The sequence below is a fragment of the Pseudomonas fortuita genome (genome assembly GCF_026898135.2).
In the GTDB taxonomy this organism is placed as follows: domain Bacteria; phylum Pseudomonadota; class Gammaproteobacteria; order Pseudomonadales; family Pseudomonadaceae; genus Aquipseudomonas; species Aquipseudomonas fortuita.
The window spans coordinates 1,715,772-1,737,874 of the sequence record NZ_CP114035.2 but is presented as its reverse complement, the minus strand read 5'-3'; the positions used below and the strand labels follow the sequence as shown (position 1 = coordinate 1,737,874).

The 22,103-nt window shown below is 62.1% G+C and carries 16 protein-coding genes; 6 read left to right on the top strand and 10 right to left on the bottom strand.

Annotated elements, in window-relative coordinates; translation table 11 throughout:
* Positions 1-77 precede the first annotated feature (77 nt).
* The 8 genes from OZ911_RS07835 to ppsA all read right to left on the bottom strand — a co-directional run bounded on the left by OZ911_RS07835 (position 78) and on the right by ppsA (position 8,292).
* Complete coding sequence (locus OZ911_RS07835) at positions 78-1,112, bottom strand: OmpA family protein (protein WP_016485594.1); 1,035 nt, start codon at positions 1,110-1,112, stop codon at positions 78-80.
* 111 nt (positions 1,113-1,223) lie between these two features.
* A complete protein-coding gene (gene sigX, locus OZ911_RS07830) occupies positions 1,224-1,790 on the bottom strand; it encodes an RNA polymerase sigma factor SigX (protein WP_003248665.1) in 567 nt (188 codons plus the stop codon).
* A gap of 113 nt (positions 1,791-1,903) precedes the next feature.
* Positions 1,904-2,728 (bottom strand): mechanosensitive ion channel family protein, encoded by an 825-nt coding sequence (locus tag OZ911_RS07825; protein ID WP_016485593.1) that lies wholly within the window; start codon positions 2,726-2,728, stop codon positions 1,904-1,906.
* A 2-nt stretch (positions 2,729-2,730) separates the two neighbouring features.
* On the bottom strand, positions 2,731-3,003 hold the full coding sequence (locus OZ911_RS07820) for a hypothetical protein (RefSeq protein ID WP_024717346.1): 273 nt from the start codon (positions 3,001-3,003) through the stop codon (positions 2,731-2,733).
* 87 nt (positions 3,004-3,090) lie between these two features.
* A complete protein-coding gene (gene cmaX / locus OZ911_RS07815) occupies positions 3,091-4,086 on the bottom strand; it encodes a divalent cation transporter CmaX (RefSeq protein ID WP_016485591.1) in 996 nt (331 codons plus the stop codon).
* A gap of 27 nt (positions 4,087-4,113) precedes the next feature.
* Positions 4,114-4,605, bottom strand: coding sequence for a ribonuclease E activity regulator RraA (gene rraA, locus OZ911_RS07810; RefSeq protein WP_016485590.1), 492 nt, complete (start codon positions 4,603-4,605; stop codon positions 4,114-4,116).
* Between the two features lie 216 nt (positions 4,606-4,821).
* The gene (locus tag OZ911_RS07805; RefSeq protein WP_031311814.1) at positions 4,822-5,814 is read right to left on the bottom strand and encodes an alpha/beta fold hydrolase; all 993 of its coding nucleotides are present in this window, start codon (positions 5,812-5,814) and stop codon (positions 4,822-4,824) included.
* 102 nt (positions 5,815-5,916) lie between these two features.
* Positions 5,917-8,292 (bottom strand): phosphoenolpyruvate synthase, encoded by a 2,376-nt coding sequence (gene ppsA / locus OZ911_RS07800; RefSeq protein ID WP_016485588.1) that lies wholly within the window; start codon positions 8,290-8,292, stop codon positions 5,917-5,919.
* 179 nt (positions 8,293-8,471) lie between these two features.
* Between ppsA and ppsR the strand changes: the two genes are divergently transcribed.
* Positions 8,472-9,290, top strand: a complete 819-nt coding sequence (gene ppsR, locus OZ911_RS07795) for a posphoenolpyruvate synthetase regulatory kinase/phosphorylase PpsR (RefSeq protein WP_016485587.1) — start codon at positions 8,472-8,474, stop codon at positions 9,288-9,290.
* Between the two features lie 168 nt (positions 9,291-9,458).
* Here ppsR and OZ911_RS07790 read toward each other — a convergent pair whose 3' ends face one another.
* The gene (locus OZ911_RS07790) at positions 9,459-14,324 is read right to left on the bottom strand and encodes an NAD-glutamate dehydrogenase (protein ID WP_023047423.1); all 4,866 of its coding nucleotides are present in this window, start codon (positions 14,322-14,324) and stop codon (positions 9,459-9,461) included.
* A gap of 273 nt (positions 14,325-14,597) precedes the next feature.
* Between OZ911_RS07790 and OZ911_RS07785 the strand changes: the two genes are divergently transcribed.
* Positions 14,598-14,951, top strand: a complete 354-nt coding sequence (locus tag OZ911_RS07785; protein WP_016485585.1) for a hypothetical protein — start codon at positions 14,598-14,600, stop codon at positions 14,949-14,951.
* A gap of 173 nt (positions 14,952-15,124) precedes the next feature.
* Here the strand turns inward: OZ911_RS07785 and OZ911_RS07780 are convergent, their stop codons facing one another.
* On the bottom strand, positions 15,125-16,030 hold the full coding sequence (locus tag OZ911_RS07780) for a LysR family transcriptional regulator (protein WP_070086965.1): 906 nt from the start codon (positions 16,028-16,030) through the stop codon (positions 15,125-15,127).
* A gap of 123 nt (positions 16,031-16,153) precedes the next feature.
* On the opposite strand from OZ911_RS07780, the gene lysA reads away from it, so the two are divergent.
* The 4 genes from lysA (at position 16,154) to OZ911_RS07760 (ending at position 21,674) form a co-directional block, all read left to right on the top strand.
* On the top strand, positions 16,154-17,386 hold the full coding sequence (gene lysA / locus OZ911_RS07775) for a diaminopimelate decarboxylase (protein ID WP_023049222.1): 1,233 nt from the start codon (positions 16,154-16,156) through the stop codon (positions 17,384-17,386).
* A 249-nt stretch (positions 17,387-17,635) separates the two neighbouring features.
* A complete protein-coding gene (locus OZ911_RS07770) occupies positions 17,636-18,136 on the top strand; it encodes a sigma-70 family RNA polymerase sigma factor (RefSeq protein ID WP_016485582.1) in 501 nt (166 codons plus the stop codon).
* A 5-nt stretch (positions 18,137-18,141) separates the two neighbouring features.
* Positions 18,142-19,077, top strand: coding sequence for a FecR domain-containing protein (locus OZ911_RS07765; RefSeq protein WP_016485581.1), 936 nt, complete (start codon positions 18,142-18,144; stop codon positions 19,075-19,077).
* 110 nt (positions 19,078-19,187) lie between these two features.
* Positions 19,188-21,674, top strand: coding sequence for a TonB-dependent siderophore receptor (locus tag OZ911_RS07760; protein WP_023048215.1), 2,487 nt, complete (start codon positions 19,188-19,190; stop codon positions 21,672-21,674).
* Positions 21,675-22,103 lie beyond the last annotated feature (429 nt).

Sequence of the window (22,103 nt, the reverse complement as noted above, 5' to 3'; positions counted from 1 at the left end):
CAGGCTGTGAGGCCGGTTAAAACCCAGGCAAAGAAAAACCCGGCCGAGGCCGGGTTTTTCATGAAGCATCAGGCCAATTACTTGGACTGAGCTTCTACCTGAGCTTCAACGCGACGGTTGATAGCACGGCCTTCTTCGGTGGCGTTGTCAGCAACCGGACGGGTTTCGCCGTAGCCAACCGAGTCAACACGGTTGGATTCTACGCCGTACTGCTGGGTCAGGACTTGCTTGACAGCGTTGGCACGACGCTCGGACAGCTTCTGGTTGTAAGCGTCTGGACCCACGGAGTCAGTGTGACCTTCAACCACGGTGGTGGTTTGTGGGTACTGCTTCATGAAGTCAGCCAGGTTCTTGATGTCGCCGTAGCTGTTTGGCTTGACGACCGACTTGTCGAAGTCGAACTTGACGTCCAGCTCAACACGAACGACTTCGGCAACAGCCGGGCAGCCGTCGGCGTCAACGGTAACGTTGGCCGGGGTGTCTGGGCACTTGTCGACGTTGTCGCAAACGCCGTCGTTGTCGGAGTCGGAGCACACTTCAGCTACTGGAGCTGGAGCGACTTCGGCTTGCTTCGGGCTACCGCCGAAGTTCAGGCCAACACCAACGCTTGGGGCCCACTCGGTGTCGCCCTGGTCGATGTTGTACTGAGCTTCTACGCCGGCACGGGCATAGAACATGTCGGTGATGTACCACTTGGCACCAGCGCCAACGTTGGCGAAGGTGGAGTGGTCACGACCGCCACGGCCGGTCTGGCCCAGCGACTGGTGCGAGAAACCAGCGGAAACGTACGGACGGATTGCGTCATACGGGTTGTTGAAGTGGTAAACGGCGTCCAGGGCGGTGTTCGAGCCCTTGATGTTCTTGCCGTCTTCGCCACGAGCGTTGTGAACTTCGTCGTAACCCAGGCGCAGTTCAACGTCGTCGGTCAGGAAGTAACCGATCGAGCCGCCGAACAGGTTGCCGTCGTTCTTGAAGTCACGCTGGCTGTCGAAGAACTCTTTCTTGTAGAAGCCTTCGACTTCCACAGCGCCTGTGCCTTGTGCCATAGCGCCAATCGAGGTAGCGGCTACGAGCGAACCAATGGCCAAGCCCAAGGTGTTTTTCAATTTCATCCGTTAAATCCCCATCTGGTGATAGTTAAGCAGTCCCACCACAAACAAGGGGGACAACTCGACGGCAAGTCTAGCAGAACTCGCCGGTTCGTTAGAGATATTTGCACGCCACTAAGTTTCATCCAGGCCGGCAAATTTCTCACGAAGCTTGTCTAGCGCGCGCTTGTAACGCATTTTCGTCGCGCTCAGGCCCATGTGCATGATGTCTGCAATTTCCTGAAATTCCAGCTCTGCGACAAAACGCAGCACCAAAATCTCCCGGTCAATCGGGTTCACATGCACCAGCCACTTGTCCAGCCCGCCTTTTTCTTCCGGTTTCGGTGCCTTGTCTTCGGACGCCTCTTCAACAGGGTCCAGGCTCAAGGCATCCATCAGCCGGCGTTTACGGCGCTCCTTGCGGTACTGGGTAATGCACTCGTTGTAGGTGATGCTGTAGAGCCAGGTCTTGAACTTGGATTTGCCTTCGAAGTTCTTCAGCCCGTACAGCACCTTGAGCATCACTTCCTGACAGACATCGTCCGCGTCACGGTCGTTCCCCAAATAACGCGCACAGACGTTGAACAGGGTTCGCTGATAGCGCCGCATGAGCTCCTCATAGGCGCGGGTAACGTGGTACAGCTCCTCATGCGAACGCGCCACCAACTCTTCGTCGGTGAGCTCGCGGGGGTCATAACGCATGGGCGGCGAATGAACTTTATTCAAAACGGATCTGGCCGACAGTCAGGTCAATGTCGCCGCGCGACCCCGTGGGTCGAATTTCGCGGCGGCATACATTAACAGCTTTTGTGCGGTTAGCGACTATTGACGCGCTGCTCGAGCAACTCTCGATTGGACAGCGACACCAGTTCGCCATCATCGGTCAGCAACGTAGTCTTGACCGTGCCGATTTCTTCAATATGCCCTTCGACCTCTCCAATTCGCACCTGCTGGCCGACCTGGTACAGCTCGCGCACGTAAATTCCGGCCAGAATCTGCCCGGCAATTTCACGGCTGCCAAGGCCCATGGCCAAGGCTACCGCCAGACCAACGGTAATCAGCCCGATGACGATCACGTGGTTCAGCAGGTCGGTTTTCACCTCCAGCTGGCTGATGGCCACCGAGATGCTGATGATGATCACCAAGCCCTGGGTGATACGCCCAAGGCCCGCCGAGTACTCCAGGCCGATACCTTCGGCGGCGCCGCGCACCAGGCCGTTGGCCACCTGTGCCAGCAGCACGCCGACCAGCAACACCAAGGCCGCGCCGAATACTTTCGGCAAATACAGGGCGAGCATGTCCAGGGTGGCCGAAACCCGCTCCAGGCCTAGCGATTCAGCGGCCGAGACGAGGAAGATGAGCAGCACGAACCAGTAGACAATCTTGCCGATCAAGGTAGAGATCGGTACCTGGATGCCGACCCGGCCGAGCATCTTGGTCAGGCCGGTGCCGGCCATCAGGCGGTCCAGGCCAAGCTTGGCCAGCAGCTTGGACAGCAGCGTGTCGAGCAGCTTGGCCACCACGAAACCGAGCAGCACCACGACCAGCGCGCCGAACAGGTTGGGGATGAAGTTCGCTACCTTGGTCCAAAGGGCGGTCATCGCGGTGACCAGGCTCTGGGTCCAGAGATCGAGTTCCATATTCAATCGGCCTTATCTGCTTTGCTGCCGCTGGCAGCGTTGCGGGAAGAGTGTCGACGCACCGGCGCGACATGCGCCGAGCCATTATTGACGGCAATCAGCAGCGCCTGGCTCCAGCGGCCAAGCAGGCTGAACAGATCACCCGCGCCAACCTGACGGTTGGCAGTTTTAAGCACGCGACCCAGGCAAGCAGCGTCGTCCAGGTCATCCCGGTCATTGCCGGAGGGTGACGCCTTGAGCAGGTCACGCAGGGATTCTTCAAACGGATCGTGCATGTGCACCTCGCGCAGTGTCAGCAAGAGACGAGATGGCCGGGCAATGGGTCACACATCCGATTGGCACGAATGTTTCAAAATGAACACCTAGACCCATCGCAACCGCCGGAACATCCACCACTGCCCCACCGCCAGCCCCAGCACGACGAGGCAGGCGAACAGGAAGCCATAGGGGTTTTCCGCCCCCGGGATGCCGCCGACATTGATGCCCAGCAACCCGGTGATGAAGCTCATGGGCAGGAAGATGCAAGTGATGATGCCAAAGCGGTACATGGTGCGGTTCATCCGCTCGCTGCGCCGGCGATCTTCGCTCTCCAGCACCAGCGCAGCGCGCTCGCGGGTCAGCTCAAGCTCTTCGAGGTAGCGGATCAGGCTGTTGTTCAGCTCGTTCCAGTAATCGGCATCGGCATCGGCAAACCAGCCCCATTTGCTGCGCGACAGCTGGGCATAGATTTCCCGCTGCGGTGCCAAAAAACGCCTCAGGCCCGCTGCACGACGGCGGATCTGCTGCAGGCTGCCGTTCTCCGGGGTGTACCGTTCGTCGGCTTCGACCTTTTCTTCTTCCAGGTCGACCAGTTCGGAGAGGTCGCTGACCAGGCCCTGGACCTTTTCGGTCAGCAGCTCGCCCATCAGCAGCAGCAGTTCGGAAGCCGACTTCGGCCCCCTGCCCTGCTCCAGCAACTGAAGAATCTCGTCACTGGCGCGCAATGGGCGCAAGCGCAACGATATGACCCGCTGCGCCTGGGCGAAGATACGCACCGAGACCATGTCTTCGGGTTCTGCGCCCGGGTTGAGGTTAACCCCGCGCAAAAACAGCAACAGCTGTTCGTCAGCCATGGGCAGCAGGCGCGGCCGGGTGTTTTCTTCCAGCAGCAGCTCGCAGGCAAACTCGCTCAGGCCGCTGTCATGCAGCAGCCAGGTGCGGGTTTGTGGATGGCTGCGATCCCAGTGCAGCCACAGGCTCTGCTCAGGTTGCAGCTGCAAGTCGTCCAGTTCGGTACGGGCAATCGGGCGGGCGCTACCTTTACCATCGAGCACCAGGGCATGGACCAGCCCCCACTGCGCGTTGTCTTCCTCGAACATCAAAGCTCCATCAGCGCGTGCGGCGCATCACTCCGGCATCTTCAGCGGGCTTGGCGAGACCAGCACGCCATTGTTGTCGGCATACACATATTCGCCCGGGCGGAAGGTTACCCCGGCGAAAGTCACCACCACGTTGAGGTCGCCGATGCCGCGCTTGTCGGTTTTCATCGGGTGGCTGGCCAGGGCCTGTACGCCGACATCGGTCTGGATCAATACGTCTACGTCACGCACGCAGCCATAGATCACCAGGCCTTCCCAACCGTTCTTGGCGGCCTTGTCGGCAAGCATGTCGCCAAGCAGCGCACGGCGCAGCGAGCCACCGCCATCGACCACCAGCACCTTGCCCTTGCCGTCGAGTTCGACCTGCTCCTTGACCAGCGAGTTGTCTTCGAAGCACTTGATGGTCACGATCTGGCCGCCGAACGAATCACGGCCGCCAAAATTGCTGAACATCGGTTCCAGCACCTGCACCAGGTCCGGGTAGGCGTCACACAGGTCGGGCGTTACGTAATGCTGCATGGGGAGGCTCCTGTCAGTCACAACGAAAGCGGGTATCGGCCAAGGCTACACCTTGGAGGCTGTCGTAGTCACCAAGGACCAAACGGTCATCTTCAGCCTGTGCGGGCCTCTTCGCGGGTGAACCCGCTCCCACAGGGATATCACAAGACTTCAGTGCTGTGTAATCCCAGTGGGAGCGGGTTCACCCGCGAAGAGGCCGGTACAGACAAAACAAGGTCAGCTGGCTGGCAAAGGCTCTACAGCCACAATGGACTCGTGCACCGGCAACAGCGGGTTACGCAACCAGCGTTCCACCAGCGGCCACACCTGCACCTGCGCAGCCTTGCTCACCAGCATGTCGACATGCCCGAAGGCGTCGAAGCCTTCCTCACGCCCAAGCCGCAGGAACTGCTTGCGCTCACCCCCCAGTTGCTCGAACAGCTTGCGGCAGGCCCACACCGGGTCTTGGAAGTCCCCCGCGCCAGCCACCGCCAGCAGCGGCACATCCACCTCTGCCAGCCCCGCCCACCAGTCGCTCTGCTTGTCGCCAAAGCGCCCGAACAGGCCGTGCCAGCGCATGCTCTCCAGCGCCAGACCGATCGGCTCATCCTCCGGCCCACGCTTGAAGCGCGGCCCGGAGATCTGCCCCCAGCGCTTGAGCAACAGCTTCGCGCCCCAGGCCAGCGGTGGCACTTTCAGCGGCCAATAGACGCGGCTGATCTGGGTACCGAACAGTGCCACGCTGGCCACCTGCCCGGCAGCCAGAAAACCACCGCCCAAGGCTGCCGCCAGGGTCGTGCCGCCGAGGGAGTGGCCTACCCAGTGCGGCGCCTGGCCCGACTGCTCGCGCACGAACGCAGCAATCAGTGGCAGGTCATCACGGGCATAGGCGGCAACAGTGTTGTGCTGCCAGGCGCGGTTACGCGGCGACAGGCCATGGCCGCGCATTTCCGGGATCCACACATCGAAACCGGCACGGGCGAGATAGGCGCCCAGGCCAACCCCTTTGGGCGAATACCAGAAACGCCGATTGGAAAAACTGCCGTGCAGGAGAATGACCGGCACGCCAAAGGCCTGCCCCTGATCGGCAAGCCCCAGACGGGTGAGGGCAAGCTCGACGCTAGGGTCGGGGCTGTTGCCAGCCTTGATCCGGTACACGTCTTCGCTGAGGTCGCCGCGCCGCTCGGCACTGAGCAGGGCCACGGGAAATAGAGTGCTGCTGCTTTGCATAAGGTTGCTTGGTGCACAAAAAAGGGCGGGAACCATTACTGGAACACGCCCTGGAAAAAACCAGGCGGGGGCACGCCAGACGTCCCCCCGCGTTTTACTGCGTCAGGCCGCGCCCTGGCCTTCGGCCAGGAAGAACCAGGTCTCGAGCACCGAGTCCGGGTTCAGCGACACGCTTTCGATGCCCTGCTCCATCAGCCACTTGGCCAGGTCCGGGTGGTCCGATGGGCCCTGACCGCAAATGCCGATGTACTTGCCGGCCTTGTTGCACGCGGCAATGGCGTTGGCCAGCAGCTTCTTCACCGCAGGGTTACGCTCGTCGAACAGGTGGGCAATGATGCCCGAGTCCCGGTCCAGGCCCAGGGTCAGCTGGGTCAGGTCGTTGGAGCCGATCGAGAAGCCGTCGAAGTACTCAAGGAACTCTTCAGCCAGAATGGCGTTGGACGGCAGTTCGCACATCATGATCACGCGCAGGCCGTTGTCACCGCGGGCCAGGCCGTTTTCGGCGAGCAGGTCGACGACCTGGCTGGCTTCGCCCAGGGTCCGCACGAACGGCACCATGATCTCGACGTTGGTCAGGCCCATCTCGTTGCGTACACGCTTCAGCGCACGGCACTCGAGCTCGAAGCAGTCACGGAACGATTCGCTGATGTAACGCGAAGCACCGCGGAAGCCCAGCATCGGGTTTTCTTCTTCTGGCTCGTACAGCTTGCCTCCGATCAGGTTGGCGTACTCGTTGGACTTGAAGTCCGACAGGCGCACGATGACCTTTTTCGGGTAGAACGCTGCAGCCAAGGTGCTGATGCCTTCGACCAGTTTCTCGACGTAGAAGCCGACCGGGTCGTTGTAGCCGGCAATGCGTTTGTCGACGCTTTCCTTGAGCTCCGGCGGCAGGCCCGCATAATTGAGCAGCGCCTTGGGGTGCACGCCGATCATGCGGTTGATGATGAACTCCAGCCGCGCCAGGCCGACACCGGCGTTGGGCAACTGGGCAAAGTCGAACGCACGGTCCGGGTTGCCGACGTTCATCATGATCTTGAACGGCAGCTCCGGCATGGCATCGACCGAGTTCTGCTTGATGTCGAAGCCCAGCTCGCCTTCGAAGATGAAGCCGGTGTCGCCTTCGGCGCAGGACACCGTCACACCCTGGCCGTCTTTGAGCACCTGGGTGGCGTTGCCGCAACCGACTACGGCCGGAATACCCAGTTCACGGGCGATGATCGCCGCGTGGCAGGTGCGGCCGCCGCGGTTGGTAACGATGGCACTGGCGCGCTTCATCACCGGTTCCCAGTCCGGGTCGGTCATGTCGGAAACCAGCACGTCGCCCGGCTGGACCTTGTCCATTTCCGATACGTCGTTGATCACACGAACCTTGCCGGCGCCGATGCGCTGGCCGATGGCGCGGCCTTCGACCAGCACGGTGCCCTTTTCTTTCAACAGGTAGCGTTCCATGACATTGGCGCTGGAACGGCTTTTCACTGTTTCCGGGCGTGCCTGCACGATGTACAGCTTGCCGTCGTCACCGTCTTTGGCCCACTCGATGTCCATCGGGCGCTGGTAGTGCTGCTCGATGATCATGGCCTGCTTGGCCAGCTCGCTGACCTCGGCATCGGTCAGGCAGAAGCGCGCGCGCTCGGCACGGTCGACTTCGACGGTCTTGACCGAGCGGCCGGCCTTGGCTTCTTCGCCATAGACCATCTTGATCGCCTTGCTGCCCAGGTTGCGACGCAGAATGGCCGGGCGGCCAGCCTGCAAGGTGTTCTTGTGCACGTAGAACTCGTCAGGGTTGACCGCGCCCTGCACCACGGTTTCGCCCAGGCCATAGGCGCCAGTGATGAACACTACGTCGCGGAAACCCGACTCGGTGTCGAGGGTGAACATGACACCGGCGGTGCCGGTTTCGGAGCGGACCATGCGCTGCACGCCGGCAGACAGGGCGACCAGCTTGTGGTCGAAGCCCTGGTGCACGCGGTAGGCGATGGCGCGGTCGTTGAACAGCGAAGCGAACACTTCCTTGGCCGCGCGGATCACGTTATCAACGCCGCGGATGTTGAGGAAGGTTTCCTGCTGGCCGGCGAACGAAGCATCCGGCAGGTCTTCGGCAGTGGCCGAGGAACGCACGGCCACCGCCATGTTGTCGTTGCCGGCAGCCATTTCGGCGAAGGCGGTTCGGATTTCCGAATCCAGACGTGCCGGGAATTCGGCTTCCATGACCCATTGGCGGATCTGCGCGCCGGTCTTGGTCAGGGCGTTGATGTCATCCACGTCAAGCGCATCGAGCGCCGCATGAATCTTGTCGTTCAGACCACTCTGTTCGAGAAAATCGCGGTACGCCTGCGCCGTAGTGGCAAAGCCGCCCGGCACAGATACACCAGCACCGGCAAGGTTGCTGATCATCTCGCCCAGGGATGCGTTCTTGCCCCCCACATGCTCTACATCATGGACGCCGAGCTTATCGAGGGAAACTACGTACTCTACCAAGGTGATCTCTCCACTAACTGTGTTGGAAAAGCTCAAAGAGGCGCCCGCCTGTCTTCGGTGACTTGGCCGGGCGTTTGTGGCCTGTACCTGGAAAATAAGTGAGAATGCCGACAGCCGCATTCGGCAAACCGAACTTATCATATCCAAGAAACGTCATCAGCTTAAGGCCCAGATCGCAAATGAAACGAACCGCGTTCTTCATCTCCGACGGCACCGGTATCACTGCCGAAACCCTGGGCCAGAGTTTGCTGGCGCAATTCGAGAGCATTCCGTTCAACAAATTCACCCGTCCGTACATTGATTCGCCCGACAAAGCACGCACCATGGTCCAGCAAATCAACGCGGCGGCCGAACGTGACGGGGTACGCCCGATCATCTTCGACACGATCGTCAACCAGGACATCCGTGAGATCCTGGCGACCTCGAACGGCTTCATGATCGACATCTTTTCTTCGTTTTTATCCCCCCTTGAACAGGAATTGACCGCCCATTCGTCGTATTCCGTGGGCAAATCGCACTCGATTGGCGGCAACTCCAACTACATGGAACGCATCGAGGCGGTGAATTTCGCCCTGGATAACGACGACGGCGCGCGCACCCATTACTACGACAAGGCCGACCTGATTCTGGTGGGTGTGTCCCGCTGCGGCAAAACCCCTACCTGCCTGTACATGGCGATGCAATTCGGCATCCGCGCGGCCAACTACCCGCTGACCGAAGACGACATGGAGCGCCTGCAACTGCCAGCGGTGCTGAAAAAGCACCACAGCAAGCTGTTCGGCCTGACCATCGACCCCGACCGCCTCACCGCCATCCGTCACGAACGCAAGCCCAACAGCCGCTATTCCAGCTTTGCCCAGTGCGAGTTCGAAGTGCGCGAGGTAGAGAGCCTGTTCCGCCGGGAGAACATTCCCAACATCAATTCCACGCATTTTTCAGTGGAAGAGATTTCCGCCAAGATCCTGGTGGAAAAAGGGGTGGAGCGGCGGTTCAAGTAAGCCTCTACCGGCCTCTTCGCGGGGCAAGCCCGCTCCCACAGCTGCTGCACTGAACTTGAAGGCAGTGGGGCACCTATGGGAGGGGGCTTGCCCCGCGAAGAGGCCGGTACAGACAAAAGAAAAGCCCCGGCATCACTGCCGGGGCTTTGTTTTACCGCACCATAAGGCTCAGGACGGTACCACCGCCGCCTGCCCGCTCATGGCCAGGTCGACCAGCTCGCGGTTGGCCACCGCGTACATCGCATAGTCGGTACCGGTGGCGTTGCGCAGGTCGTCCAGCATGGCGCGCCAGCGCTCCACCATGACCCGGTGCTGTTCAGCCCACAATGCCACACGGGCGTCCATGTCATCCGGCGCATCGGCCATTTGCAAGACCGAGATGGTGATCGCCCGCTGCTGCAGGTCGATATCGTCGCGGAAGGCTTCGCGGGCCAGCGCCTGCCAGTTGTTCTCAACCGGCAAGTTACTGATTTCCTGCAGGTACCAGGTCAGGTCCAAGGCACTCCCCACGGCAAAGAACGCCTTGGCCACCTGCGCCGGGTCGTGGCCCGTGACGTCGGCTGCTTCAATGATCGGCAGCAAGGTGTAGAGGTGGCTGGTACCCGCCACCATGCGCGCCAGCAACTCTGGAACACCGGCGTCGACAAAGCCTTGATAGCGAACCATCCAGCGTTCGCGGGTCGGGCCTTCGAGCAGTTCATCGAGCTTGAGCCCCAGTTGCGCGACTTTCGGCCCGAAGTGTGCGGTATCACGCCCAGCGTCCTGCTCGTTACGGCGGCTGCGCAGGAACCAGCGCGTGGCACGGCGGCCCAGGCGCATCAGTTCGTCCATCAGGGTCAGCTGGACTTCTGCCGGCACCTGGTAATCCAGTGCCTCGATCTGGCGGAACCAGTGCGGCAGGTGGAAGATGTCGCGCACGATCACATAGGCCCCGGCCACGTTCGCCGGGCTCATGCCGGTCGACTCCTTCAGGCGCTGGACGAAGGTGATACCCATGTTGTTGACCAGGTCGTTGGCGATCTGGGTGCTGACGATTTCACGCTTCAGGCGGTGGCGGCGCATGGAGTCGGCGAACTTGCTGACCAGCGACGGCGGGAAGGCGGTTTCCATGTCGCGGGTCAGGTAGTCGTCGTCTGGCACCAGCGACTTAAGCAGCTGTTCCTTGAGGTCGATCTTGCTGTACGAAATCAGCACCGACAGCTCGGCGCGGGTCAGGCCCTGGCCGGCCGCCAGGCGTTCGGCCAACTGCTCTTCGGACGGCAGGAACTCGATGGCACGGTCCAGCTTGCCACGGGCTTCCAGGTCGGCCATCAGGCGCTTGTACTCGGCAATCCGCTCGCGGGCACGACGGGCCGCCAGCGATAGCGCCTGGGTCTGCTTGTAGTTGTTGCCCAGCACCAGGGCGCCCACTTCGTCGGTCATGCTGCCGAGCAGCTGGTTGCGCTGCTTCTCGGTCATGTCGCCACCCTGCACCACTTCGTTGAGCAGGATCTTGATGTTGACCTCGTGGTCGGAGCAGTCCACGCCGCCGGCGTTATCGATGAAGTCGGTGTTGGTGGCGCCGCCGTTCAGGCCGAACTCGACCCGGCCGAGCTGGGTCATGCCCAGGTTGCCGCCCTCACCCACCACTTTGCAGCGCAGTTCGTTGCCATTGACCCGCAGCGCGTCGTTGGCCTTGTCGCCAACATCGGCGTGGCTTTCGGTGCTGGCCTTCACGTAAGTACCAATGCCGCCGTTCCACAACAGGTCGACCGGTGCCTTGAGCAACGCGTTGAGCAGCTCGGTCGGGGTCAGGCGGTCGGCTTCGATGGCGAAGCGCTCTTTCATCTGCGGGCTGATGGCGATGCTCTTGGCACTGCGCGGGAAAATCCCGCCGCCTTCGGACATGATGCTGGTGTCGTAATCGCTCCAGGCCGAACGCGGCAGGTCGAACAGGCGCTTGCGCTCGGCAAAGCTGGACGCAGGCTCCGGGTTCGGGTCAATGAAGATGTGCAGGTGGTTGAACGCCGCCACCAGTTGCAGCTTGTCGGACATCAGCAGGCCGTTGCCGAACACGTCGCCGGCCATGTCGCCCACGCCAATCACGGTGATCGGGTCTTCCTGCACGTTGATGCCGCGCTCGCGGAAGTGGCGTTGCACACCAACCCAGGCGCCGCGCGCGGTAATACCCATCTTCTTGTGGTCGTAACCGGCGGAGCCGCCCGAGGCGAACGCATCGCCCAGCCAGAAGCCGTAGTCGATGGCAATGCCGTTGGCGATGTCGGAGAAAGTCGCCGTGCCCTTGTCGGCCGCCACCACCAGGTATGGGTCGTCATCGTCGTGGCGCACCACGTTGGCCGGAGGCACCACGCCGCCGTCCTTGAGGTTGTCGGTGATGTCGAGCAGGCCGGAAATGAAGATGCGATAGCACGCCACGCCTTCCGCGGCGATCTCGTCACGGCTCCCCCCCAGCGGCAGGCGACGCGGCAGGAAGCCACCCTTGGCGCCGACCGGTACGATGACCGAGTTCTTCACCTGCTGGGCTTTCACCAGGCCCAGCACCTCGGTACGGAAGTCTTCCTCACGGTCAGACCAGCGCAGGCCGCCACGGGCGACGTTGCCAAAGCGCAGGTGCACGCCCTCTACCCGCGGCGAATAGACGAAGATTTCGAACTTGGGGACTGGTTTGGGCAGTTCGGGGATCAGCTTGGGGTTGAACTTGAAGCTGAAGTACGACTTGTTCTGGCCGTTGGTGTCCGGCTGGTAGAAGTTGGTGCGCAGGGTAGCCTTGATCAGGTCCAGGTAGCGGCGCAGGATGCGGTCTTCATTGAGCACCTGCACGTCGTCCAGCGCGGTCAGGATCGCTTGCTCCAGGCGCAGTTGCTTGTCGTCCAGGTCGTCCTGGGTGAGCTTGCGTGCCAGGTAGAAGCGGGTCTTGAACAACCGGGTCAGCTCGCGGGCAATGTCGGTGTGGTTGTTCAGGGTACTGGCGATGTAGCCCAGGTCAAAGCCCAGACGAATCTGCTTCATGTAACGGGCGTAGGCGCGCAACAGCGCTACGTCACGCCATGGCAGGCCGGCGGTGAGCACCAGCCGGTTGAAGGCATCGTTCTCGGCATCGCCGCCCACGATGTGGATGAAAGCGTCCTGCAGGGTGTCGTTGAGCTGCTGGATATCCAGGCTCAGGCCTTCGCTGTAGGTGAAGGCGAAGTCGTGGATCCAGTACTCGCGGCCATTGGCATGGCGCAGGCGGTACGGAAACTCGCCGAGCACACGCAGGCCGAGGTTTTCCAGGATCGGCAGCACATCGGACAGCGCCAGGGGCGTATCGGCGTGGTACAGCTTGCAGTGCAGGATGCGCTCGCCCACCTGGGTCAGCGGCTGGTAGAAGCTCATCGCCAGCGGCTTGCTTTCCGACAGGTTCAGCACGTGCTGCAGGTCGACCACCGCCGAGTGCGCGGCGAAGCGCTCACGGTACCCGGCCGGGAAGCCCTTGGGGAAATCGGCCAGGATGTTGGTGCCTTGGGCTTCACCAAAGTTCTCGACCACCAGGGTCGAGTAGTCGTCTTGCCACGAGCGGCAAGCCTGGATCACTTCGCGTTCCAGCTGCTGCGGGTCGATGTCGATGCGGTTTTTCGGGTCTACCCGCAAAATCAGCTGCACGCGTGCCAGCACCGACTCGGAGAAGAAGGTCCAGAATTCGCAGTCGCTGGCCTTCAGGCGCTCCATCAGCACCTGCTGGATCTTCTGCCGCACTTCGGTGGAGTAGATTTCCCGCGGGACGTAGGCCAGGCAGTAGCAGAAGCGGCCGTAAGGGTCCTTGCGCAGGAACACGCGGATCTTGTTGCGCTCCTGGATCTGCACGATCGCCATGACGGTGGTGAACAGCTCGTCGATCGGCGTCTGGAACAGGTCGTCGCGCGGCAGCACTTCCAGCACCTGGGCCAGTTCCTTGCCCAGGTGGGCCTTGGCGTCGAAGCCCGAACGGCGCTCGACTTCAGCCACCTTCACACGGATGTACGGAATGGCATGCACGCTTTCGCCATACACCGAAGAGGTGTACAGGCCCATGAAGCGGTGTTCCTTGATGACTTTGCCGTCGGCGTCCAGCTGGCGGATCGACACGTAGTCCGGGTAGGCCGGGCGGTGCACGCGGCTGGGCAGTGCGGCCTTGGCGAACGACAGCAACAGTGGTTCGTTGAGGTAGGCCACGGCGTAGTCTTCGATGCGCAGCTCTTCGGCCGTCAGCCCCACGCGCAGGCGGCGCGGCAGGCCGAGGAACGACTGCTCGTCGTAGACCATCTGGCCGCCGTCGGCGTCGCGCTTGACGGTGAATTCTTCATAGCCCAGGAAGGTGAAATGGTTGTCCAGCAGCCACTCGAGGAAGGCTTTGACCTCGCCCTTCTCGTTCTGGGCAGGACCAAAGGCGGTCTGCTCCACCTGCGCCACCACTTCACGCAGCTTGGCCTTCATCGGTTCGAAGTCGGCCACGGCCACCCGTACCTCGGCCAGCACCTGCTCGATCTCGCGGGTCAGCACGGTCAGTTCGGCGGCATTGGCGCAACGGTCGATCTCCAGGTACATCAGCGACTCATGACGCACGCCCTCGCCCTGTGTGCCCTTGGGCAGCAGCTCCAGCAGCTCGCCCTTGGCGCCACGGCGCACGCTGAGCACGGTGGTTTGCAGGGTATGGATGCTGTAGCCGCGGCGGTTGAGCTCGGTGCGCACCGAGTCGACCAGGAACGGCAGGTCGTGGTGCAGCACTTCGACCACGGTATGGGTCGATTGCCAGCCGTTGCGTTCGTAATCAGGGTTATACACCCGCACTTGCGGGTATTCGGGGTCGAAACGCTCGATGATGCGCCAGGCTGACAGGGTGCAGCCGGCCAGGTCGGAAAGCCTGCGTTGGGTGAGTTCGTCCAGAGAGATGATGCCGAAGAACTGCTCGGCGAACAGCGCCACTTGTGGCAGGGACTGTTCGCTGATGTGCTGCGCCAGGGCCGCTTGCAGTTGATGCTGGAAGTCGGCTTTGCTGGCTGCGGTGAAGAACGCCATCTGTGGTACTCCGCTTGGGCTTTGTAATAATTGAAGCGTCGCTGCGTGCGCCGTGTACGGATCAACGATAGCCAACCCGTGGCAAGGCGGACGGTAAAACCAGGCGTCGAACGTGCACAGGCACGCTCAGGGCTCGGCGAAGCTTAACGACTGATCGGTCATCAACGCTTGCAGCGCTGCGACAATTTCGGTCAAGGGGCGGTAACTTTACGTTTATGCCTGTACGCAAGACTGTCAGAATTCCCTTCCGTTTCCTTTGATCCGAGCCTGCTCATGCAAATCAACACCGCCCTGCTGTTCGCCACCCCTTGCGATGACGAGGAAGACAACATGGCGACCCTGTGCTGCCACAGCGACAAGGGTCAGATGTTCCTGCTTACCCGCTACCCGGACGAAGACACCGTCGACCTGACCCTGGATGACGAGCCGTCGACGCTCGATGGGCTGAAGGTGACGCTGAGTGCCAAGCGCCTGCTGATCGAAGTGGCGGCCGGCGACCAGGATGCGCTTAAGGGGGACGAGGTGCTGGAGATCCACCTCACCAGCGACCTGAGTGACCTGGACGAAGTGAAGCAAACCCTGGAAAACATCCTGACCGGGACCGGGACCTTCGTCTGCGAACTCTGAACCGCAGATTGCACATAGGACCGACCGTTGTTGCCTGTACTGGCCTCATCGCCGGCAAGCCAGCGCCCACCCCGACCACCTCTGCCTCAAGCCATGTGCAGCACCTGTGGGAGCTGGCTTGCCGGCGATGAGGCCGGCACAGGCAGCACAAAACCCCTTGGGAGAGTCAGGCGCTAGCGCAATGCTGCCTGCATTGCTTTAGCCTGCACCCGCAGCGCTTCGCAAAACGGCTCCACCGCTGCCGATGCCGGCCGGTGGTCGGGGCGTATCAGCATGACCTGGTAGGGCACCGACACCCGCAACCTGCGGATCGGCAAACCGCCCTGGGCCGCCTCCAGGCCGCTCAGCGGGTTGATGATCGCCACCCCGAGGCCTTGCCTGACCATGGCGCACACCGAGGCGGCACTGGTGGTCTCGATCACCGTGCGGCGGTTCACCCCCGCCGCGCGAAAGTGCTGGTCCAGGCGCTGCCGGTAGGTGTCCAGGCTGGCCAGGTTGATGAAATCGACCTCGTGAAAATCGCTCAGCTCCAACTCGGCCTTGGCCTGCAACGGGTGATGCTCGGGCAGCACGCACACCATGTTGGCGCTGAACAGCAATTCGCCATAAGCGCCGCGCGGTATCTGCTCCACCTCGGTCAGGCCAAGGTCATGCTGCTGGGCGACCAGTGACTCCTCCAGCAACGGCGATTCCTGCGCCAGGATGCTCACGCTCACGCCGCGGTGCTGCTGGTGGAAGCGCTGGCAGGCCTTGGGCAGCAAGGTCTGTGAAAACAACGGCAGGCAGGTGATGGCCAGCCGCCCCTGCTCGAAATTGCGGATGGCCTGGGCAAAGCGATCGATCCGCTCCAGCCCGACGTAGGCCCGCTCGACTTCTTCGATCAACAGCAGCGCCTGGGCGGTCGCCACCAGGCGCCCTCCCTCGCGTTCGAACAGGTTCAGGCCAGTCACCTGCTCCAGGCGCGCCAATTCGCGGCTGACAGTGGGCTGCGAGGTGAACAGCAGGCGCGCCGCCCCGGTGACACTGCCAGCGGCCATGATGGCGCGGAACACTTCGATGTGGCGGACGGACAGTTTCACGGCAGCACCCGGTGAGTCGACAATGGGTATATCAGATATGAATGACTGGCAGAAAAATAGCTATTTTTCTGAATTCCCGCTTTGATTCATCCTCGTGGCCTTCCTTATACGAGTAGTGCCACCATGACCGCACCCTTCTCCCTTCTGGCCGAGGCGGTTCGCCAGCACGGCTCGCCGCTGTGGGCGTACGACGCCAGTACCATCGCCGAGCGTGTCGAGCAGTTGAACGTATTCGACACCGTACGCTTCGCCCAGAAAGCCAACCCCAACCTGCATGTGCTACGCCTGATGCGCGCCCACGGCCTGGTGCTGGATGCCGTGTCGCTGGGTGAAATGGAGCGGGCCTTCGCTGCGGGTGCAAGCGTGGACGGTGATCCTGCCGGCGTGGTGCTGACGTGCGACGCGCTGGACCGGCCAACCCTGGAGCGCGTGGTGGCAGAAAAGATCGAAGTCAACGCCGGCTCCATCGACATGCTGCGCCAACTGGGTGAGCGCTCGCCCGGCCACCGCGTGTGGGTCCGCATCAACCCGGGCTTCGGCCATGGCCACAGCCGCAAGACCAACACCGGCGGCGAAAACAGCAAGCACGGCATCTGGCACGAGGAACTGGACGAGGCGCTGGCATGCATCAAGGCCCATGGCCTGCACCTGGTAGGCGTGCACATGCACATTGGTTCCGGGGTGGACTACCAGCACCTGGAACAGGTGGCTCGCTCGATGATCGAGCTGATCGGCCGCCTGGGCGTGGACATCGAGGCGTTCTCCATAGGTGGCGGGCTGTCCACCCCTTACCGCAGCACTGACAAGCCGGTCGACCTGCAGCGCTACGCCCAGACCTGGGCGGTGGCGCGCAAGGAAATCGAAGCCATGCTGGGTCACCCCGTGCGCATGGAGATTGAGCCTGGGCGCTTCCTGGTGGCCGAGTCGGGCTACCTGGTAGCAGAAGTGCGTGCCGTCAAGCAAGTGGGCCGCAATACCTTCGTCATGATCGACGCCGGCTTCAACGACCTGATGCGCCCGGCGATGTACGGCGCCTATCACGGCATGACCCTGCTCGACGCCAACGGCCAGCCGGTGGACCGCCCACGGCAGCCGACTGTTGTGGCCGGGCCATTGTGCGAATCGGGTGACGTGTTCACCCAGGATGACCAGGAACTGACCCCGCAGGACCTGCCTCAGGCACAGGTGGGCGACCTGCTGGTGATCCATGATGCCGGCGCCTACGGTGCATCGATGTCGTCGAACTACAACAGCCGGCCGTTACTGCCGGAGTTTCTGATCGAGGACGGGGCGCTGCGGATGATTCGCCGGCGGCAGACGGTGCAGGAGCTGCTGAGCCTGGAGGCCGGGTTCTAACAACGTTTTCAATGTGTGCGTCCTGCCTTTGTGTGAGCAACTGCCTTGCTCAGGATCCAGAAGCTGGCGCAACCTCTGTGGGAGCGGGCATGCCCGCGAACACCGGCAGAGCCGGTGCCATCCAACGTGTTGCCTGTTTCGCGGGCACGCCCACTCCCACAAGGCTGTGTGCATGCACACGATCCTTGCAATCAGCCCGCCCTACTACGACAATGCGATCAATTCCCATTAATATTGCGGTCTTGACGCATGTCGACGCTCGATCCCCAGGCCCTGCACCAGCTGTACAGCGAAAACAACAGCTGGCTGAAGGGCTGGCTGCGCGCCCGCCTGGGCAACGCCGCCGATGCTTCCGACCTGGCGCACGACACGTTCTTGCGGGTAATGACCGCGCGTAATCCGTTGCCGATCCGCGAGCCGCGCAGCTACCTCAGCGCTATAGCCCGCGCGCTGCTGATCGACAAAGCCCGCCGTCGCTCCATCGAAAAAGCCTACCTGCAAGCCCTGGCCCTGCGCCCGGAGCCGGTTGACGTCTCGCCGGAGGTGCGCTTGTCCATCATAGAAATGCTGGTGGCCGTGGACAGCCTGCTCGACGAACTCGGCGCCAAGACCCGCGCCATTTTCCTTGCCGTTCAACTTGAAGGCCTGACCTACGGTGCTGCGGCTGAGCGTTTCGGCGTGTCGGTTACCACCGTGAAGAACCACCTGATCAAGGCGATGACCCGCTGCCTGCTGGTAGTTGAAGGCTGAACGCGATGGATCTCAAGACACTCGAAGCCGCTGCCACCTGGTATGTGCAGCTCAACGATGGCGCCTGCGACGAGACCCGCACCCAGGCGTGGCGGCAATGGCTGCAGGCCAGCCCGCACCACGCTGCCGCCTGGGCGCGGGTGGAGAAGCTGCAGCAGCAATGGGCCATGGTGCCCGCGCAAGCAGCATTGTCCAGCCTTGGCGCTGCGCAGGCGCAGCGCCGCGATGTGCTGAAAGTGCTGGGCCTGCTGGTAGCCATGGGTGGCGGCAGCTGGCTGGCAGCCGAACAGGTGCCCTATCGCGCCTTGCTGGCACAGCAACGCACCGGCACGGGTGAGCGACGCACCCTAGCGCTGGCGGACGGCTCGCAGCTGGAGCTGAACGTGGGTACCGCGCTGGATGTACGCTATGACACGAAGGTGCGGGCGATTCAGCTGTACCAGGGAGAAATACTGGTCAGGCCTGTCAGCGAGGTGCAGCACCGTCCGTTCATCGTGCACACCGAGGACGGCAGTATCCTTGCCCGCAGCACCGAGTTCAGCATCCGCAAACTCGCGCACAAGACGCGCGTCGGGGTACTGCAGGCCAGTGTCGAGGTTCGCCCGCAGCGCCACGTTGAGCGGAGGCTGCAACTGCAAGCCGGGCAGCAGGTGAGTTTTGACCAGAATGACTTCGCCACCCCGCACGCCCTGCCCGTTGACTCGACTGCCTGGCGGCATGGCATGTTGAGTGTGAACGACTGGCGCCTGGGCGACTTCCTCGAAGAGCTGGGGCGTTATCGGCCAGGGGTGTTGCGCTGCGCCTCGTCGATCCAGGCCATGAGCATATCCGGCGCATTCCGCATCGACGACACCGATATCGCCTTGGCCAACCTGCCAAAAACACTGCCCGTGAAGCTGCGCTACCTCAGCCGCTATTGGGTGAGTGTGGAACCCGCCTGAGCAATTGCGAAAAAACTTTCGCCGCAATCTTGCTGATTTCGATTCTCGTCCGTCCCTGACACAAGCCGCGACGACAGCGACTTTCTGCCATGACTCGGAAGGATCACGAAATGCCTCACCTGCACCCTACCCCTGCAACCAAGCTGAGCCAGGCCGTGCGCCTGGTGCTGTTCGGCATGTCCCTGGCCAGCGCGCCGGGCCTGCTGCTGATGCCTGCCCAGGCCATGGCCCAAAGCCAGACCGCCTACCACGTCGCCGCTGGCCCGCTGGGCAATGCCATCACCCAGTTCGGCGTGCAGGCGGGCGTGACCATTTCGTTCGACACCGCCCAGACCCGCCACTTGAGCAGCGCCGGCCTGGAAGGCAGCTACAGCATCGAGGAAGGGCTGGTGCGGCTGTTGGCCAATAGCGGCTTGCAGGCACAACGCCAGGGCAATGGCGGCTACGTGCTGATGCCTGCCAACAACGGCGCGGCCATGGAACTGGGCCCACTGAACATCGATGCCAACCGGCTGGACGCCACCAGCGAGGGCACCCAATCGTACACGGCACGTGCAGTAACCATCGGCAAAGGCGTGCACACGCTGAAGGAAACCCCGCAGTCGGTCACCGTGATGACCCGCAAGATGCTCGACGACCAGAACCTCAATACGCTGGAACAGGTGCTGGACAAGACCCCGGGCATCACCGTGTACGACTCGCCCATGGGCGGCAAGTACTTCTACTCCCGTGGTTTCAACCTGGACGGCCAGTACCAGTATGACGGCGTGCCGCTGGACGTGGGCGGCAACTACGTGCAGGCCAACAGCTTTTCCAGCGACATGGCGTTCTACGACCGCGTCGAAATCCTCAAGGGCGCGGCGGGCATGATGAAGGGCTCCGGCTCCTCCGCCGGCGGCGTCAACTTCGTACGCAAGCGTGGCCAGGAAAAGGCCACCACCACCGTCACCCTGTCTGCCGGCAGCTGGGACAACTACCGCGGCCAAGTAGATGTAGGCGGCCCGCTGAACGAGTCGGGCACCGTGCGCGGGCGCGCCGTGGCCTCGCTGCAGGACCGTCAGTACTTCTATGACACGGCCAAGCGCCAGGACCAGATACTGTACGGTGCCATCGACTGGGACGTCACCGCCGACACCACCCTTGGCTTTGGCCTGGCCTACGAGGATGTCGATGCCACACCGTGCTATTCCGGCCTGCCACGCTACGCCAATGGCAGTGACCTGAAGCTGTCGCGCTCTACCTGCCTGGGGGCCAGCTGGAACGACCTGCAAAGCCAGCGTATTACCGGTTTTGCCGACCTCAAGCACCGCTTCAATGATGACTGGACGCTGAACTTCGCCTCGATCTACACCCACAACACCCAGGACATCGAATACGCCTACTCCGAAGGTACGGTGCCGGTCGGCGCCAGCACCGCCAGCATGAACGTGCGCGCCGGCCGCTTCGACTACGACCAGGACGACTACGGCTTCGATAGCTATGTCGATGGCAAGTTCGAGGCGTTCGGCTTGCAGCACGAGCTGATCATCGGCGCCAACGCCAGCCGGCAGAAAACCCATGATTACTTCGCGTTGATGCTGCTGAACGCCAAGCAGGACCCATTCAACCCAACCTCGAACTTCCCACACCCGTCCAAAGGCGATTATCTGGTCAACCCGAGCCGCGGTGGCAGCGTGCCAACCGATTCCACCACCACCCAATATGGCACTTACGCCAACCTGCGGCTGAAGCTGGCAGAGCCGCTGACCCTGGTGCTGGGCGCACGGGTCAGCTGGTACCGCAACAAGAGCGACTCCTATACCCAGCTCTACGATTACTGGGTGAACAACCGCAGCCAGGAAAACGGTCAGGTTACGCCATTTGCCGCCGTGCTGTACGACCTCAACGAGCAGTGGACCGCCTACGCCAGCTACGCCGACATCTTCCAGCCGCAGAGCGACAAGGTGAACGCCGAGCGGCAGTCGCTTCAGCCCAAGACCGGTGCAAACTACGAGATTGGCATCAAGGGCGAACTGCTTGATGGCGCATTGAACACTTCGTTCAACCTGTTCCGTACGGTAGAGAAACACCGTGCGGAAACCGACTACAACGAAGCCTGCCCGTCAGGCGACGGGTATTGCTACACCGACAGCGGCAAGGTCCGTGCCCAGGGTTTCGAGGCCGAGATCAGCGGCTCGCCAATCGAGCGGCTGCAGCTGCTGGCGGGTTACACCTACACCCAGACCAAGTACCTGAATACCATCGAAGACAGCGACCCCACCGAGCTGACCTTCACCTCCAGCTTCATCCCGCGGCACATGCTCAAGGTATGGGGTGACTACCAGCTGGGCGGTGCACTGGAGCGCTTCACCGTCGGCGCCGGCCTGAACAGCCAGAGCGAGAACTTCCGCACCACCGGCACTACCCGCGTCGAGCAGGCAGGCTACACCGTATGGAACGGCCGCGTGCAGTACCGCATCGACCCGAACTGGACAGTCGCGCTAAACGGCAACAACCTGTTCGACAAGAAGTACTACGCCACCATCGGTGCGCCGGCGTGGGGCAATTTCTATGGTGAGCCACGCAATTTCATGGTGACCTTGCAAGGCACGTTCTAAGCGATCACGACGCAGTTGTGGGAGATTGTGCAGAGAACAAAGACGGCAGGTAAGCCACTTGTGGGGGCAGGCTTGTTCCGCGAATGGAACAGGCGGTGCCTGGCACCGGCTTTGCCGGTGTTCGCGGGACAAGCCCGCTCCCACAAAGCCCGTGCTGGATCAACGGGCTGGCGGTCGTTCTATGAGGGCGCAAGCACGCTACTTGTGGGAGCGGGCTTGTCCAGGGTACAGACCGGAGACATCGTTGACATTTTCAACCGGGGACATGGTTGCGCTCCTGCATCAGGGCTTCGAACACCACCATCAGGTTGATATCGGCTTTGCGCAGTTCGTTGCGGTTCATTGGGGCTCCCGGCCATGGCCATGACGTGCGGACTCAATTCCAGCATCGATATGGATTGCGGTCGAGTAAAAACCGGAAACCCGACT

Excerpts from the sequence above, each read along its gene's own strand:
- OZ911_RS07835 (WP_016485594.1), bottom strand. The coding sequence starts at position 1,112 with ATGAAATTGAAAAACACCTTGGGCTTGGCCATTGGTTCGCTCGTAGCC.
- sigX (WP_003248665.1), bottom strand. The coding sequence starts at position 1,790 with ATGCGTTATGACCCCCGCGAGCTCACCGACGAAGAGTTGGTGGCGCGT.
- OZ911_RS07825 (WP_016485593.1), bottom strand. The coding sequence starts at position 2,728 with ATGGAACTCGATCTCTGGACCCAGAGCCTGGTCACCGCGATGACCGCC.
- OZ911_RS07820 (WP_024717346.1), bottom strand. The coding sequence starts at position 3,003 with ATGCACGATCCGTTTGAAGAATCCCTGCGTGACCTGCTCAAGGCGTCA.
- cmaX (WP_016485591.1), bottom strand. The coding sequence starts at position 4,086 with ATGTTCGAGGAAGACAACGCGCAGTGGGGGCTGGTCCATGCCCTGGTG.
- rraA (WP_016485590.1), bottom strand. The coding sequence starts at position 4,605 with ATGCAGCATTACGTAACGCCCGACCTGTGTGACGCCTACCCGGACCTG.
- OZ911_RS07805 (WP_031311814.1), bottom strand. The coding sequence starts at position 5,814 with ATGCAAAGCAGCAGCACTCTATTTCCCGTGGCCCTGCTCAGTGCCGAG.
- ppsR (WP_016485587.1), top strand. The coding sequence starts at position 8,472 with ATGAAACGAACCGCGTTCTTCATCTCCGACGGCACCGGTATCACTGCC.
- OZ911_RS07790 (WP_023047423.1), bottom strand. The coding sequence starts at position 14,324 with ATGGCGTTCTTCACCGCAGCCAGCAAAGCCGACTTCCAGCATCAACTG.
- OZ911_RS07785 (WP_016485585.1), top strand. The coding sequence starts at position 14,598 with ATGCAAATCAACACCGCCCTGCTGTTCGCCACCCCTTGCGATGACGAG.
- lysA (WP_023049222.1), top strand. The coding sequence starts at position 16,154 with ATGACCGCACCCTTCTCCCTTCTGGCCGAGGCGGTTCGCCAGCACGGC.
- OZ911_RS07770 (WP_016485582.1), top strand. The coding sequence starts at position 17,636 with ATGTCGACGCTCGATCCCCAGGCCCTGCACCAGCTGTACAGCGAAAAC.
- OZ911_RS07765 (WP_016485581.1), top strand. The coding sequence starts at position 18,142 with ATGGATCTCAAGACACTCGAAGCCGCTGCCACCTGGTATGTGCAGCTC.
- OZ911_RS07760 (WP_023048215.1), top strand. The coding sequence starts at position 19,188 with ATGCCTCACCTGCACCCTACCCCTGCAACCAAGCTGAGCCAGGCCGTG.